We start from the raw sequence: 14,098 nt of genomic DNA, 5'->3' as shown, positions 1-14,098 counted from the left end.
ACTCGGTTGAGCTTGTTCTGGGATGCCCTTTCTCCTCACGTTTCAATGGTTAATGTGCCTTCGCACCGCCTGACCGCTCCTCATCGGGTGAGTAGCTCAGCTGGTTAGAGCATCCGGCTGATAACCGGAAGGTCAGAGGTTCGAGTCCTCTCTCACCCACTCCCTATATTCAATAAAAAAAGCGCCCACGCTCTCAAACAGCGCGGGCGCTTTCGTTGTGTGCCTAAGCAAGGCATACACGAGATAGTATGCCAAGCCTTTGTCTCCCTACGCGGTGCGCCCTGAAACGGCGCCGCCATAGCGGGCAAGACTGGCGCGGATTGCCGCTAATTCAAAGCCGGCGTGCAGCCGCCCACTATCATGCTGCGAGCGCACTTCTTCCAGCGTACACCACTGGGTATCAACGATCTCTTTACGATCAATGGTGAATTCCAATGAGCGCGGAGTCGCCAGAAAAATATGATGTGAGCGGTCCCGGAAGGTATACATTGCCACAAAGCCAACCAAATTAATCTGCATGGCAAATTCTTCGTGAAGTTCGCGCTCTAAGGCAAAGATCAAATCCTTGTCGGTTGCCTCAATGCGCCCACCCGGCAGTCCCCATTTTCCGGCATTCGCGGGCAGTTGGTTATGATGTTGGACAAGAAGAAACCGACCCTCGTGGGCAATTACTGCCCGAACCGCAGGTACACGGGCTGGCATCGCCATAATCTTTTCTCCGTCTGTGTGTGCGATAAGGCGAATCAGCCTCAAGAGGTGATTCGCCGACATATACACAAATTATATGCTATTTTTGCAAAAATTTAAACTTACAGAAATCTATCAGTTTGCGCTACGGCATGGCGGGCAGCACGGCGTTTTAAGGGATTCTCTATCCCTTTTAACGATTTTCACCTTCCTATCTGATAAAATCCTATCATTCACACGAGGCTCACCAAGATGACTCACCAACCTGCCCCATCAATGCCGGCTGCTCCCTCCCCCCAAGCCATACCCTTTCTGGAACGCCCATTGCTCACCTATACCATCCTTACTATCCTTATCGGTGCGCTCCTTGTCGAGGGCGTTTACCAACAGGTCAGCGACACGGCGACGCTCAGTTACCCGCTGCTCACATGGGGGGCGCTGGATTTTCAGCGTGTGGTACGCTATGGGGAGCATTACCGTCTATTCACGGCGATGTTCCTCCATGCCGGGCAAATCCACCTCCTGTTCAACGCCTTTGCCTTATTTTTCTATGGGCGCAGCCTTGAACACATGTGGGGACGGGGGCGTTTTGCCGCCATTTACCTTCTTGGTGGGCTAAGCGGTTCGCTTGCCAGCCTGATCTTCAATCGCGGAACGTCTATTGGTGCGTCGGGGGCGATCTTTGCCATCTTTGGTAGTTATATAGTATTCATCTACCAAAATCGCATCCTCTTTGGGGAACTTGGCAAGCGCGAACTGCGCAACCTCGCTGGCTTTGCTGCGTTGAATTTTGGGTTGGGGCTGCTGACACAGGTAATCCCCGGCACGCGGGGCATTGATAACTGGGGTCATATAGGCGGTTTTGTGGGGGGGATTATCCTCGGCAGCCTGATCACCCCGCTCTACCTCCCATCGGGTGAGTTCTTCACCCCTAGCGAGGGCGGAGCGCCACGCCAGCGCATCGTGCGCGGGCGTCCCTTTCGCCAGACATGGTACATCCCGCTCATTTATGCTGCTGCCCTTTTGGTGATCTATATCTTTGCCTTAGGGAGTCTGCGGTAGGGTAGGTCGTTTTCTTCTACACTCTTTTGCGTTCTTTTTATGATTCCGCAACCATTTTGTAAAACGAGTGTCATCTGTGGCGTCTGAAATTGGGCATATAATCAGAGGTAGGCGTTCGATCCGCCGTTATACGGATCGTCCCGTCTCGCGGGAGGTGGTGGAAACGTTGCTTTCTTTGGCAATCTGGTCACCTTCTGCGCATAACCGCCAACCATGGCGTTTCGCCGTTACTGAACAGGGCGAGAGGCGGGAGCGTTTGGCACAGGCAATGGGCGAGCAACTCCGGGCGGATTTGACGGTGGATGGTGTTTCTGCCGAGGCAATTGCGGCGGATACGGGGCGTTCCTACGCCCGCATCACAGCAGCGCCCATCGTGATTATTGCCGCCCTCAGCCTCATTGACATGGATCACTACCCCGACCCGCGTCGCAGCGCTGCCGAACACCTTATGGCGGTGCAAAGTACGGCAATGGCAGTCCAAAACATCCTTCTTGCCGCACACGCCGAGGGGTTGGGGGCGTGCTGGATGTGTGCGCCGCTTTTTTGCCCAGAGGTCGTTCGGGACGCGCTAGCACTTCCCGATGATTGGCAGCCGCAAGCACTCATTACATTGGGTTACCCCGCTGTAACGCGGGCATCGACCCGCCACAGTTTGGAAACGAGGCTTTTATGGCGCTAACACCTTCCGTTGTTGTCCTTGCTGGTGGGGGCGGCGGGGCGCGGATGGTCGATGGCTTAGCGCGGGCGCTTCCAGCCGGGGCGCTCACCGTCATCGCCAACACAGGGGACGATTTCCGTTTTCACGGTCTTGCCGTCTCGCCCGATTTGGATTCGATCCTCTACACGCTTGCCGGGCGGATTGGCGCGGCGGGGTGGGGCATTGCCGACGACACCCGCGAGATGATTGGCATGTTGGCAGCCTATGGCGAGGAGGTCTGGTTTGGCTTGGGGGATCGCGATGTGGCAACCAGTATCCTGCGCACGGAATGGCTCTCCGGGGGACTTCCGCTCAGTGTGGTGATGGCAGATCTGGCAAAGCGCTTAGGGGTGGCAACACGCTTGCTCCCGATGACTGATCAGCCCGTTGCCACACAGATTGACACCGCCGAACATGGACTGCTGGATTTCCAAAGCTATTTTGTTCGTCACCGTTGGCAGCCCACTGCACGGGCAATCCACTACGCAGGGGCGGCAAATGCCGACGCCGCGCCGGGTGTTCTCCACTCTATTGAGGAAGCCGACCTGATTGTGCTTGCCCCCTCCAACCCCGTTTTGAGCATTGCACCGATTCTTGCTGTACAAGAGATACGGACAGCGCTTGAACGGCGGCGCGGGATCGCCCTTGCCGTTAGTCCGCTGATTGGGGGGAAGGCGATCAAGGGACCTACGGTGAAAATCATGGGCGAATTAGGACTAGAGGCTAGCGTTGCGGGCATTTATGCCTACTATGCTTCGGCAAACCTGCTGGATGGAATGCTCGTTGATCCCCATGATGCCGAGGGGCTGACGGGGATGGCAGGGCTGACCCTTCACCCCGCCGAGATTATGTTGGACACCCCCGAACGCCGCCTGATGGTGGCGCGTACCTTGCTGGATTGGGCTGCTGCTGAACGCCGCCGTTTGCTGAGTGTGTTAGATTAAAATTGAGGAGATACTTTTATGCGCGTATGGGCGATCATCCCGGTGAAACCGTTTGTCCGGGCGAAGAGTCGGTTGGCAAACGTCCTCACGGCGGAACAACGCGAGGCGTTGGCAGAGCGGATGCTGCGGCATGGTATTTTGACCCTTAAAGAGGCGCCGGTGATCACCGGTGTGACCGTTGTCAGCCGCGATTCGCGGGCGCTGGCAATTGCCCGTGATATGGGCGTTTTTACCGTGCAGGAAAGCGGCGCTCCAGAGTTGAACGCAGCGTTGGCACGGGCGGCAGAGGTTGTCCGCGTACAGGGGGCAGAGGCGATCTTAGTCATGCCCTCCGATCTCCCGCTTTATACGGGTGAAGATGTCGAAAAGATCGTTCACATGGGGCGCTTTAATGCCTCGGTAGTCATTGCCCCGGATCGCTTTGAAGAAGGGACAAACGCTCTATTCATCGCCCCACCTGGGTTAATACCTTTTGGCTTTGGCGAGGGGAGTTTTGCCCGCCACATGACCTTAGCGCGGGAGGCAGGAGCTACCGTACAGGTTTACCGCTCAGAGCGGATCGCCCTTGATTTGGACACCCCCGACGACCTGACCCATTACGAACAATGGAGCGGCGCCGCGGCATCTCCGCTCTATTATTGATCTATTGAAAGGAGACATGCGGCGTCCTTTGTCGTCTAAGGGCAACAGAGGACGCCGTGAAATTACCTATGGAAATTGCCATCATGATTGAAGGGCAGGATGGGCTAACGTGGGCGCGGTGGCAGCGCCTTGCCCGTACAGTGGAAGATTGCGGCTTCGTCGGGCTTTATCGCTCCGATCACTACACGAACGCCGATGCCCCCGACAAGGACTCCCTTGAACTGTGGGTATCCCTCACTTGGTTGGCAAGCCACACAAAACGGATTGAATTCGGTCCGCTCGTCTCGCCAGTGTCCTTTCGTCACCCCTCCATGACGGCACGTATGGCGGCGGCAGTGGATGATCTCTCTGGTGGACGGCTGCAACTGGGTGTTGGCGCGGGGTGGCAAAAACGCGAACACGATCAGTATGGGTGGGATTTGCTCGAACTTCCCGCCCGCTTTGCCCGTTTCGAGGAAGGTTTAGAGGTTATGACGCGCCTCTTGGGGAGCGATACCCCCGTCCATTTTGAAGGGACATATTACCGCCTGCGAGGAGCAACCCTTCTTCCCCGTCCGGCACGCGCTCTCCCTATTGTGATTGGCGGACGCGGACCGAAAAAGACCCTTCCGTTGGTGGCGAAATATGCCCACGAATGGAATGCCGTCTTTATGCCCCCGGCTGATATTGCTGCGGGCAACGCCCGCCTTGATGATTTGCTGGTTGCCGCCGGACGAAAGCCTACCGATGTCCGCCGAACGCTGATGACTGGGTGTTACTTTGGGCGAACAGAGGCAGCGGTGAAGGGGCGGTTGGGAGAACGCTCGCGGGAGGGGCTGCGGGCACTTGGCGTCGTCGTTGGGACGCCAAGCGAGATTCAGGATCAGATTGGCGAGTATGAGCGCGTTGGAGTCCAACGGATCATGCTGCAATGGCTTGATCAGGACGACATAGACGGGTTGGAAGGTTTGGCAAAGGCAGCACTGGTGTAACGCGCCACAAACGCCGTGAGGATTCCGCCAGCCACAATCAGCGCCACCATGAGCGCCACCGTATCGACCATGCCCGCATTCAACCCTGAGAGCAGGCGAAAGACCGCCGTCCCGAAGGGGCGGTTGTAGCTTCCCACCAACGCCCATACCACAACAAGCGCATAGGCTGTATCATGCCGAAGGGCGATCATCAGCAGGGTGAGCATCCCCGCCACAGCCATCATGATTGCCGCCCATAGATCGGCATTGATCCCCATAAAAGGGTCACTACGCCAGCATCATAGAGCGCCGCCGCGATGTTTGCCACCGTCGCTACGGTGATCCAGCCTAAGTAGATGCTGAAGGACGTATGCACCAGCCAGCCTTCGCGGCTGCTTCCCCCACCACGCCAAATCCCTAAACGAAGGTAGATTATGATCAGGGAGACGAGGATAACCAGCATGGCAAGCGTGCTGATCGCCGTTTGGTTGGCGAGGGATAAGAAAAGCCAGGCAATATTTCCTACACTGCTGAGGATGAACCATCCGCTTATCTTGCCGATGATGGGGTTCTCCCGTTGGGGGGGGACGCCCCTGATAGAGGACATATGCTCCCAAGCCGAGGTAGATCATCCCCCAAATGGCGAATACATAGCCAGCAGGAAGGAAAAAGATTGCCCGACTTTCGCCTAGTTTGCCCACCGTTTGGGTAAAGACCCCCGGCGCTTGGGAGACGAAATTCATCAGGATCGTCGCGGCATAGGCGATTAGATTGAGAAGGGGGAGGCGATGATTGAGCGTCGCTCTGTTCACAGTGAAAATCCCATTTAGTTGCCACCTATGCTGCAAGTTATAAGAATTGTATAAAGATTGTAAAACCTTTACAGAAAACCTGCCCTCGGTGCTAAAGCCGTTGGGCTGAAAGCAGGGGTGATAGGGGAGTTGGGGGGGGCGCGTCTGAAGCCACTGCACTAGGGATAACCGCTCCGTAAGTGCGGTTGATTTCAGCCCGCGGCTTTAGCACGGGGTCAGACGGACGCCCCAGGGGGCGCCCATGCAGTGAAGGTGCTGGTCAGCGCCTCATTTATCGCGTTTCAAGATGAGCATCCCTAAAGGGGGGATGGTGAGAGAAAGCGAGGCGGGGAATTCGCCCCATGGACTGTCCGATGCCTGTACCCCGCCCCCATTGCCAACATTGCTCCCCCCGTAAAACGCTGAATCGCTGTTCAGCACTTCACGGTAGGCGCCTGCTTCCGGCACGCCAATGGTATACCTCTCGCGGACAACAGGGGTGAGGTTCAAAACCACCACCAGAAAGTTGGAGGCATCCGCCGCAAAGCGAGCATAGCTGAAGATGCTGTTATCAGAGTCGTTGGCGTTGATCCACTTGAACCCTGTCCAATCGAAATCAACCTCGTAAAGGGCGGGGTTCTCGCAGTAAAACCTGTTCAGGTCGCGTGTCCACGCCTGCATACTAGTGTGGGTAGGAAGTTCAAGCAAATACCAATCGAGCGAGCGTGTCTCGCTCCATTCGTTCCACTGCCCGAATTCCGCCCCCATGAAGTTGAGCTTTTTGCCCGGATGTGTGTATTGGTAGCCGAGCAAGAGCCGCAGCGTAGCGAATTTTTGCCACCAATCGCCAGCGATCTTGTGAATCAGCGAGCCTTTCATATGGACAACTTCATCATGGGAGAGGGAGAGGACGAAGTTTTCGTTGAAGGCATAGAGCATCGAAAAGGTCAGCGAATTGTGTTCCCAACGGCGGTACACGGGGTCTTTGCTGATGTACTTCAGGGTGTCGTGCATCCAGCCCATGTTCCATTTGTAGGTGAAGCCCAATCCGCCAATGTAGACGGGGCGGGAAACCATTGCCCATGCGGTGGATTCTTCTGCCACCGTGACAGCGCCGGGGAATTTATCGTGAACGATCTCATTGAACTGCTTTAAGAAACTGATCGCCTCAAGGTTTTCGTTGCTCCCATAGCGGTTGGGAATCCACTCCCCTGCCTTGCGAGAAAAATCGAGGTAAAGCATGGAGGACACGGCGTCCACCCGCAGCCCATCGATATGATATTTATCTAACCAAAACAGGGCATTCGAGATCAAGAAATTACGCACCTCGTTACGTCCATAGTTGAAGATCAGCGTCCCCCAATCGGGGTGTTCGCCCTGCCGCGAATCGGCGTGTTCGTAAAGGTGCGTCCCATCAAAGTAGCTGAGGGCATGACCGTCCTTCGGAAAGTGCGCCGGTACCCAGTCTAGGAGGACACCGATCCCATTTTGATGGCAGCGATCCACAAAGTACATGAAATCGGCGGGCGATCCGAAGCGGCTGGTGGGGGCAAAATAGCCTGTCACTTGGTACCCCCATGAGGCATCGAGGGGGTGTTCGGCAACAGGCATCAATTCAATGTGCGTAAAGTTCATTGATTTGACGTAATCGACCAATTCATGGGCAAGTTCCCGATAGCTGAGCCATGTCCCATCCTCTTTGCGCCGCCACGACCCCAAATGGACTTCATAAATGGCGACGGGCGCTTTCAAACCGTTTCGCGCTTCACGGCTGCCCATCCATTCGGCATCGCCCCAGGTGTAGCCGCTGAGGTCGCAGACAATCGAGGCGTTGTTGGGGCGGACTTCCGTGCGGAAGCCGTAGGGATCGCATTTTTGCCCCTTATAGCCGGCATTGTGGGAGAGAATGTCGTATTTATAGACCTCGCCATCTTTCATACCGGGGATGAAAAGCTCCCAGAAGCCATTGGATAGGTGGCGCATAGGGTGCATCCGGTCATCCCACCCATTGAAATTACCCACAATGCTGATCCGCTTTGCATTGGGCGCCCAAACGGTGAAGCGCACCCCCGCCACCCCATCAATCTCGATGAGGTGTGCGCCAAGTTTGTCGTAAGCGTTCAGGTGCGTCCCTTCGCCCAGAAGGTAAATATCATAATCGGTGAGGGTGGGGGGAAAACTGTAGGGATCATCAAAGGTGATCGGTTGCCCATCAGTGGTTGTCCCCATCATGTGATAGCCCTCGCCCGGTGTGGGGATGGTTACCTCCCACAACCCGTACTCATGGCGTTTTGTCATCGGGTGACGCGCCTTCCCTACAACCACCGTCACCCCCTGAAGGTGCGGTTGAACGGTGCGGATGATCGATTGTCCATCCCCGGCATCATGAATACCGAGAATCTCAAAGGGTGCGCCATGCATAGCGTGCATGAGGGCGTCAATTGCGGCAGTAAGGGTATCGTTGGGCATAGTAACATTACCTAAATAAGCGCGTACCAAAATGAACGATGTTTACAAAAAGGATTATAGCGTTTTCCCGCCAATCAACGCAGAATGGGAAGGGGCAATAGGGCAAGCCGACAAGCCCCTTCTTTAGGGAGTGAGCAGCAAGCGTTTAGGGGTGGCTGATGGTGAGCATTTTCGCTACCATAGAGTCATCATCGTTGGACGGATCGGCGGAGTAGACCAAAGCCATGCCTTCTTATGATTTTCGCTGCCCCGACTGCCGTTGGCGCGGGGTGCTTCGCTTCAAATCCTTTGCCGACTATGACACGGCGGAAAAAACCTGCCCGCGCTGTCAGGGAAAAAACGTCGTCCGCTCTATCCGGCGGGTGGCGATCTTGCGTTCGGAGGATTCGCGCTTCGACGCCATGGAGGACGACTCTGCATTGGCGGGACTAGAGGACGCCGACCCGCAAACGCTCGGACGCTTCATGCGCCGCATGAGCGCTGAGTCGGGCGAAGACCTCGGGGATGAGTTCAACGAGGTGGTCGGGCGCTTGGAGAAGGGCGAAGACCCCGAATCGATTGAGTCCTCGTTGGAGGCATCGGGGGCGGCAGGGGACATTCTCGGTGGCGGGGCTGATGATGGGGGGTTAGGCGGAGGTGATTTCTAGCTATGCCCGACAACGAAAAAACTACCCCGCTCCGCTGCACCCTTTGTGAGCGAGAGGTGAGTTACCTTTCCAAGCACCACATCATCCCGAAGTCGGAGGGGGGGAGGGAAACGGTGGAGTTGTGCAGTCCCTGCCACGCCACACTGCACCGTTTCTTCCGCAACCGGACGCTCGCCCGCGAAAAATCAACCCTAGAGGCAATCCGCGCCGACCTCGACATCCAAACCTACCTTGCTTGGGTGCGCAAGCAGCGGGATGGGCGGATTGCTGTCCGCCCGCGTCGGAATCGGTATTGAGGGTGCCCTTGTCGTTAGACTGAGGGGCGTCCCTACGAAATGATAACGAAAGGTGGGGGGGTGTCTCTGCTCACCCTGCCGCTCGAATTTCCGTCCAAATCTGATCCCACAACCGCATCGATTCTTCTGGCAGAGGACGCATCCACTCCAACGTTTCAATCACGTCCACTGAGGGCAGCAGTTCTTTCAACTCTGGAAGGAAGAACTCAAAGGCGGGCGTGTTTGTGGAGTAATAGCCGGTCACGTTGCTGTTGCGGGCGGCATGTTCAGGAATCATCATGAAGTTGATGAAGTGTTCCGCCGTCGCCTTCCGCTTGGCGTTCACCGTCGCTGGAATACACATCCCCTCCATGAAGCGCGTTGCCCCTTCCTTTGGCACAATATGAATCCACTCGCCAAGCGGAAATTCCTCGCTCTTGGTGGCAATTGCTGCCTTGACAGTAGAGCCATCCCATGAATGGGAGAGCGCCACTTCGCCCGGGATGAGCAGGGTATCTTGATAATCGCTGCTGTTATAGTAGAGGAAATTTCCCTTTGCGGCGATGATTAGATCGCGTGCCGCCTCAAGGTGCGCTGGATCGGTTTCATTCAGCGAATAGCCGAGGTATTTCAACGCCGCGCCGATCACCTCGCGCTGGTCGTCAAGGATGTTGATCCCGCCGTTTTGGGCGTAGTATGCCGCCTGTTCGGGGTCAAAAAGCGCCCCCCAACTATCGGGAATACGATCCAGCTTGCGCGAAACCGCCAGTCCCGTTGATCCCCATTGGTAGGGAACGCAGTATTCCGCACCGGGATCAAACCACACCTCACGGTATTCCCCGCCAACGTTACTCAGGTTGGGGACGTTCGCTTTATCATACTTTTGAAGCAAGTTCAGTTCAATCATGCGGGCGATCATAAAGTCGGAGGGGAAGATCACGTCATACTCTGCCCCAGCTTGAATTTTGGCGAACATCTCCTCTAGCGAGGCAAAGGTGTCGTAGGTGATTTTGACCCCAAACTGCGTTTCGTATTCTTCAAGCAAGGACTCATCCATGTAGTCCGACCAATTGTAGATGTAAAGTTCGCTGTCTAGTTCGGGCTGCGCCTTTGCCCGAACGCCGAGCGAGACGCCAACCAAAACAAGGATCACGACGAGGATCATGCCTTTGCGCATGGAGGTTACTCCTAGATTAGACAATCTCACAAGGTTAGGTCTGCCAAACGTCCCCAACGCTGACGCGCCGAGGGTCTACCGCACAGGATCATTGTAGCGAAGGGAGCATCAGAGAGCAATACGTATAGGGTGATGAGCCGGCAGATCAATCAATAAGGGCAATCTCCTTGAAACATGTTCTCGGTTGAGCAATTTGATTAGAGTAGACGTTACGCAGTTGCCCTCATCCTCCTACCCTCCTTCTCCCACAAGGAGAAGGGGGAATCACGTCTTTGAGGGGGAAGCCCCCTCACCCCCTCGCCCGCAGAATTTCTCCCCTTTCTCCGCGTGCGGGGAAAGAGGGGCAGGGGGGATAGGGGTTCTTTAGAAATTACTGTGGTGGACTACTAAGTACCGTCACAAAAGTCCATTGGGGTAAAGAAGGTAGAACAATCGGTGCAGCGATGCCTTTTAAGCCCCGAAGGGGTGGCTGTTTTCAGCCCGCTGCTTTATAGCAGCGGGATCATGCGTTATCCCGCCGTTTCATTGTATTTGTACTTAGGTTGAGCAATTTGATTAGAGCTTACCCAGTGAGATTGGGGTTCGTTTACCCTGTGTTATGTAAAGGGGTGGTTGAGCAATGCTGAACCAAAACCCTTAACACGTAGGGTGTTTTTTGCTGTTCCCTTTTTGCTAAATTGACAAAGTGGCGTAAGAATGACAAAGAACGATAATTAGCAGTGAAAATAACTAGCAGGACAGATCGTGATGACTGAGAAGCCTGTTCTCTATGACGAACGCCTTCCCAAACTGATTGATATTAGTCGTCAGATGGCGGAGACACGCGCCCTTGACCCCCTCTTGCAATACTCGATGGATACCACGCTTGATATGTTTGGGGCAGAATATGGGTTTCTTGTTCTTATAGGGGAAACGGGCGAACTCGATTTCCGCGTGAAACGAAGTCGTGGTGGGGGCGAGATTTCTGAACCAGAGATGCAGATCAGTTATACTATTTTAGGACAGGCAATCACCACAGAAAAAGCACTGATTACCGCCAGTGCCATTGAAGACCCTTTCTATTCCAATGCTCATAGTGTTCACGCCTTGAAACTCCGTTCGGTGATGTGCGCCCCTCTCATCGCACGGGGGACAGTGATCGGCGGGTTATACGTGGAGAACCGCACGCTAACAGATTTATTCCGCGATGCTGATTTAGAAATCTTTGGCTATATTGCCAGCCATGCCGCTGTGTGCATTGAGAATGCGCGATTCAACGAGATGCTTGAACAAAAGATTGCTGAACGGACAGAAGAAGTGAAGGCGCTTGCTGTCAACAGCGAACGCCAACGGCTTGCCCGCGAACTTCATGATTCCGTCACTCAGACGCTTTTTTCTGCCAGCATGGTTGCCCAGACGCTGCCCCACCTGTGGAAAAAAGGGAGTGACGCCGTTCAAGAAGGTCTTGTGGAGCTTGCCCGCTTGAATCTTGGGGCATTGGCAGAGATGCGAACGATGCTTTTTGAACTACGCCCGCATACCCTAGAAACAGCAAACATGCGGGAATTGTTAACGCACCTTATGAACGCCCTTGCCGGGCGTATGATGGTAGAGTACACCTTGAATGTTGAGGGTGAGCGTGATCTTCCCAGTAAGGTCCAGCTTGTCTTTTACCGTGTAGCACAAGAAGCGTTAAATAACATCTTCAAACATTCGGGGGCAACTTTTGTTGAGGCACACCTCATCCGCACGCTAGAGGGTGTGCGGCTCTCTATCCGCGATAATGGCAAAGGGTTCGATCTTAAGATGATTCAATCAGGGCATATGGGCTTGATGATCATGCACGAACGCGCCACCGGAGTCGGTGCGCAGTTCCAATGCATCAGCGCTCCCGACAAAGGATGTTTGGTCGAATTGGTTTGGAATGTCCAGGAGGATGCATGAGTGATGCGCCAATGATTCGGGTTATGTTAGTGGATGATCACGATGTTGTGCGGCGCGGATTAGGGGTTTTTTTACGCGCCTTCAGCGATATGGAATTGGTTGCCGAAGCCGCCAATGGCGAAGATGCCGTACAACTATGTGCCAATGCGAAGCCCGATGTTATCTTGATGGACATCCTGATGCCCCGTATGGACGGTATTGCGGCCACCCGCCACATCAAAACCGCCCAACCTGAGGTCAAAATCATCATTCTCACCAGTTCTAAAGAGGATGAAATGGTCAAAACCGCCCTTCAGGCGGGGGCAACAGGCTACGTCCTCAAGAGTGTTACCTTTGAGGAGCTTGAACGCGCCATTCGCAATGCTGTTGCTGGCTTGCGTTACCTTGATCCAGAGGCGACAGAAGCACTGGTACGAACGGCAACCCAACCCCCGCTCCCCGATTACATGCTTACCACACGCGAGCAAGAGGTGCTGACTCTCCTCGTGAAGGGGATGAGCAATCCACAAATAGCGGAGCGATTGACCGTCAGCCTTTCCACAGTGAAATTTCACATCAGCAGTATCCTCACCAAATTGGGCGTCACCAGCCGCACCGAGGCAGTCGCTTTGGCGCTGGAGAAGAAACTGGTGAAGTAATGGCTCTGAGCGACTAGGGAGAAAACTAGACTATCGGCTAGGGCAAAACCCCCCTCTTTACGGATGTATTCTCCACTATTTGAGCATATGATTATCGCTATTGGGGGAATCAGTACCGTGCCACAGTACTTAACGGAACGTACCATGATCCAACAAAATAGTCACATTGGCTACCCCTTGCACAGTGAGCCATTATCAAGAACGGTGCAGGTTGTTATAGCCGATGATTTTGCCCCCATGTGTCAAAGCCTAAAGCGCTTTCTAAGCGCAATCGATGGTGTAACGTTGCTTGGTATGGCACACGATGGTATGGGGGCGGTGGAGTTATGCCTGAAGACCCATCCAGACGTGATTTTTTTGGATATTTCAATGCCCAAGCTCAATGGAATTGACGTTGCCTATATGCTGCGCGAACGGTGTCCAGAAGTGCGTGTGATCGCCCTTATCGGGTTTGAGGACGCCCACCTGCGAACGGCAATGCTGCGAGCGGGGGCGGTAAGCTGTGTGGCAAAGTATGCCTCGTTCGAGCAGCTTCATGAGGCATTGGTTGAAGCACTAAAGGTATAGGCTGTGAATTTTTCCTGAAAAATGTGCATCCTGCTTGAAGACGAATTTCAATGTGTAGTATGCTTGCTTAGGGTTCCATAAAGGCACCTTCCACTGCGCTAATCCTGACCCATTTTCGCCCTTATAAAGCACAGAAGGCTTGAGTATTACAATGGCTAATTCAACCATGACCCCACCGCTCCCACCTCATAAAATCACCCGTGAAATTCCCCTCAGCGTGGAAGGTTGGAATATCCTTGTTGTGGACGACACCCCAGATAACGTAACCGTGATTCGTTCTGTGCTGAACTATCATGGCGCAATCGTCCACACCGCCCGCAATGGACGTGAGGGGTTGGCGATTTTAGAAAAAATCTGCCCGAATCTGATCCTTGCCGATATTCGGATGCCGGAAGTCGATGGGTACGAGATGATCGAAATCATCCGGGGAAACCCCGCTTATACCAATATTCCCACCATTGCCGTGACGGCCTATGCTATTGACGGCGACAAAGAGCGGATTGTGAGTGCCGGCTTTGATGGCTACATCAGCAAACCGTTCAATGTCATGACCTTGGTTAAGGATATTGGGCGCATCTTAAATCGCATCCCTAGCTCACGCAGCACCCTTTAAATTCGATTAGGTTCAT

At 54.5% G+C, this 14,098-nt stretch carries 16 protein-coding genes and 1 tRNA gene; 12 read left to right on the top strand and 5 right to left on the bottom strand.

The features are described 5' to 3' along the window. Nucleotides 1-85 precede the first annotated feature (85 nt). Nucleotides 86-159 (top strand) — tRNA-Ile (locus HS103_11415). A 108-nt stretch (nt 160-267) separates the two neighbouring features. On the opposite strand, the gene HS103_11410 is transcribed toward HS103_11415, so the two are convergent. Further along, on the bottom strand, nt 268-708 hold the full coding sequence (locus HS103_11410) for an NUDIX hydrolase (protein MBE7513404.1): 441 nt from the start codon (nt 706-708) through the stop codon (nt 268-270). 231 nt (nt 709-939) lie between these two features. On the opposite strand from HS103_11410, the gene HS103_11405 reads away from it, so the two are divergent. The 5 genes from HS103_11405 (at nt 940) to HS103_11385 (ending at nt 5,003) form a co-directional block, all read left to right on the top strand. After that, the gene (locus tag HS103_11405; GenBank protein MBE7513403.1) at nt 940-1,749 is read left to right on the top strand and encodes a rhomboid family intramembrane serine protease; all 810 of its coding nucleotides are present in this window, start codon (nt 940-942) and stop codon (nt 1,747-1,749) included. A 67-nt stretch (nt 1,750-1,816) separates the two neighbouring features. Next, a complete protein-coding gene (locus HS103_11400; GenBank protein ID MBE7513402.1) occupies nt 1,817-2,428 on the top strand; it encodes a nitroreductase family protein in 612 nt (203 codons plus the stop codon). Beyond that, nucleotides 2,419-3,390 carry a 2-phospho-L-lactate transferase gene (locus HS103_11395; protein MBE7513401.1) on the top strand — a complete coding sequence of 324 codons (972 nt, stop codon included), beginning with the start codon at nt 2,419-2,421 and terminating at the stop codon, nt 3,388-3,390. Before HS103_11400 ends, HS103_11395 begins: the two co-directional genes overlap by 10 nt. 18 nt (nt 3,391-3,408) lie before the next feature. After that, nucleotides 3,409-4,032: a 2-phospho-L-lactate guanylyltransferase gene (gene cofC / locus HS103_11390; protein ID MBE7513400.1), complete on the top strand. Its 624-nt coding sequence runs from the start codon at nt 3,409-3,411 to the stop codon at nt 4,030-4,032. Nucleotides 4,033-4,100: 68 nt separating this feature from the next. Beyond that, nucleotides 4,101-5,003: an LLM class F420-dependent oxidoreductase gene (locus tag HS103_11385; GenBank protein ID MBE7513399.1), complete on the top strand. Its 903-nt coding sequence runs from the start codon at nt 4,101-4,103 to the stop codon at nt 5,001-5,003. On the opposite strand, the gene HS103_11380 is transcribed toward HS103_11385, so the two are convergent. The 3 genes from HS103_11380 to glgB form a co-directional block, all read right to left on the bottom strand. Next, on the bottom strand, nt 4,952-5,260 hold the full coding sequence (locus tag HS103_11380) for a hypothetical protein (GenBank protein MBE7513398.1): 309 nt from the start codon (nt 5,258-5,260) through the stop codon (nt 4,952-4,954). The two genes, HS103_11385 and HS103_11380, sit on opposite strands and share 52 nt — an antisense overlap. Continuing rightward, a complete protein-coding gene (locus HS103_11375) occupies nt 5,224-5,589 on the bottom strand; it encodes a hypothetical protein (protein ID MBE7513397.1) in 366 nt (121 codons plus the stop codon). Before HS103_11375 ends, HS103_11380 begins: the two co-directional genes overlap by 37 nt. 472 nt (nt 5,590-6,061) lie before the next feature. Next, nucleotides 6,062-8,242 (bottom strand): 1,4-alpha-glucan branching protein GlgB, encoded by a 2,181-nt coding sequence (gene glgB, locus HS103_11370; GenBank protein ID MBE7513396.1) that lies wholly within the window; start codon nt 8,240-8,242, stop codon nt 6,062-6,064. A 224-nt stretch (nt 8,243-8,466) separates the two neighbouring features. On the opposite strand from glgB, the gene HS103_11365 reads away from it, so the two are divergent. Beyond that, entirely contained in the window at nt 8,467-8,889 is a 423-nt protein-coding gene (locus tag HS103_11365) for a zinc ribbon domain-containing protein (GenBank protein ID MBE7513395.1), read from the top strand. A gap of 2 nt (nt 8,890-8,891) precedes the next feature. Next, nucleotides 8,892-9,185: an HNH endonuclease gene (locus HS103_11360; GenBank protein ID MBE7513394.1), complete on the top strand. Its 294-nt coding sequence runs from the start codon at nt 8,892-8,894 to the stop codon at nt 9,183-9,185. Nucleotides 9,186-9,255: 70 nt separating this feature from the next. On the opposite strand, the gene HS103_11355 is transcribed toward HS103_11360, so the two are convergent. Then, nucleotides 9,256-10,341 (bottom strand): spermidine/putrescine ABC transporter substrate-binding protein, encoded by a 1,086-nt coding sequence (locus tag HS103_11355; GenBank protein MBE7513393.1) that lies wholly within the window; start codon nt 10,339-10,341, stop codon nt 9,256-9,258. A gap of 747 nt (nt 10,342-11,088) precedes the next feature. On the opposite strand from HS103_11355, the gene HS103_11350 reads away from it, so the two are divergent. The 4 genes from HS103_11350 (at nt 11,089) to HS103_11335 (ending at nt 14,082) form a co-directional block, all read left to right on the top strand. Further along, nucleotides 11,089-12,264 (top strand): GAF domain-containing sensor histidine kinase, encoded by a 1,176-nt coding sequence (locus tag HS103_11350; GenBank protein ID MBE7513392.1) that lies wholly within the window; start codon nt 11,089-11,091, stop codon nt 12,262-12,264. Next, the gene (locus HS103_11345; protein MBE7513391.1) at nt 12,261-12,902 is read left to right on the top strand and encodes a response regulator transcription factor; all 642 of its coding nucleotides are present in this window, start codon (nt 12,261-12,263) and stop codon (nt 12,900-12,902) included. The genes HS103_11350 and HS103_11345 overlap by 4 nt, the downstream gene beginning before the upstream one ends. 144 nt (nt 12,903-13,046) lie before the next feature. Beyond that, nucleotides 13,047-13,469 carry a response regulator transcription factor gene (locus tag HS103_11340; protein ID MBE7513390.1) on the top strand — a complete coding sequence of 141 codons (423 nt, stop codon included), beginning with the start codon at nt 13,047-13,049 and terminating at the stop codon, nt 13,467-13,469. 151 nt (nt 13,470-13,620) lie between these two features. After that, complete coding sequence (locus HS103_11335) at nt 13,621-14,082, top strand: response regulator (GenBank protein ID MBE7513389.1); 462 nt, start codon at nt 13,621-13,623, stop codon at nt 14,080-14,082. Nucleotides 14,083-14,098: the final 16 nt, after the last annotated feature.

Source organism: Anaerolineales bacterium, assembly GCA_015075625.1.
GTDB lineage: Bacteria > Chloroflexota > Anaerolineae > Aggregatilineales > UBA2796 > UBA2796.
The sequence above is the reverse complement of the archived record's forward strand: the minus strand, read 5'-3'. Positions and strand labels throughout refer to the sequence as shown.

What these genes read in the sequence shown, in the direction of transcription:
- cofC (MBE7513400.1), top strand. Translation starts at nt 3,409, where the DNA reads ATGCGCGTATGGGCGATCATCCCGGTGAAACCGTTTGTCCGGGCGAAG.
- HS103_11350 (MBE7513392.1), top strand. Translation starts at nt 11,089, where the DNA reads ATGACTGAGAAGCCTGTTCTCTATGACGAACGCCTTCCCAAACTGATT.
- HS103_11380 (MBE7513398.1), bottom strand. Translation starts at nt 5,260, where the DNA reads ATGGGGATCAATGCCGATCTATGGGCGGCAATCATGATGGCTGTGGCG.
- HS103_11405 (MBE7513403.1), top strand. Translation starts at nt 940, where the DNA reads ATGACTCACCAACCTGCCCCATCAATGCCGGCTGCTCCCTCCCCCCAA.
- HS103_11335 (MBE7513389.1), top strand. Translation starts at nt 13,621, where the DNA reads ATGGCTAATTCAACCATGACCCCACCGCTCCCACCTCATAAAATCACC.
- HS103_11340 (MBE7513390.1), top strand. Translation starts at nt 13,047, where the DNA reads ATGATCCAACAAAATAGTCACATTGGCTACCCCTTGCACAGTGAGCCA.
- HS103_11345 (MBE7513391.1), top strand. Translation starts at nt 12,261, where the DNA reads ATGAGTGATGCGCCAATGATTCGGGTTATGTTAGTGGATGATCACGAT.
- HS103_11375 (MBE7513397.1), bottom strand. Translation starts at nt 5,589, where the DNA reads ATGTCCTCTATCAGGGGCGTCCCCCCCCAACGGGAGAACCCCATCATC.
- glgB (MBE7513396.1), bottom strand. Translation starts at nt 8,242, where the DNA reads ATGCCCAACGATACCCTTACTGCCGCAATTGACGCCCTCATGCACGCT.
- HS103_11360 (MBE7513394.1), top strand. Translation starts at nt 8,892, where the DNA reads ATGCCCGACAACGAAAAAACTACCCCGCTCCGCTGCACCCTTTGTGAG.
- HS103_11355 (MBE7513393.1), bottom strand. Translation starts at nt 10,341, where the DNA reads ATGCGCAAAGGCATGATCCTCGTCGTGATCCTTGTTTTGGTTGGCGTC.
- HS103_11385 (MBE7513399.1), top strand. Translation starts at nt 4,101, where the DNA reads ATGGAAATTGCCATCATGATTGAAGGGCAGGATGGGCTAACGTGGGCG.
- HS103_11365 (MBE7513395.1), top strand. Translation starts at nt 8,467, where the DNA reads ATGCCTTCTTATGATTTTCGCTGCCCCGACTGCCGTTGGCGCGGGGTG.
- HS103_11395 (MBE7513401.1), top strand. Translation starts at nt 2,419, where the DNA reads ATGGCGCTAACACCTTCCGTTGTTGTCCTTGCTGGTGGGGGCGGCGGG.
- HS103_11410 (MBE7513404.1), bottom strand. Translation starts at nt 708, where the DNA reads ATGGCGATGCCAGCCCGTGTACCTGCGGTTCGGGCAGTAATTGCCCAC.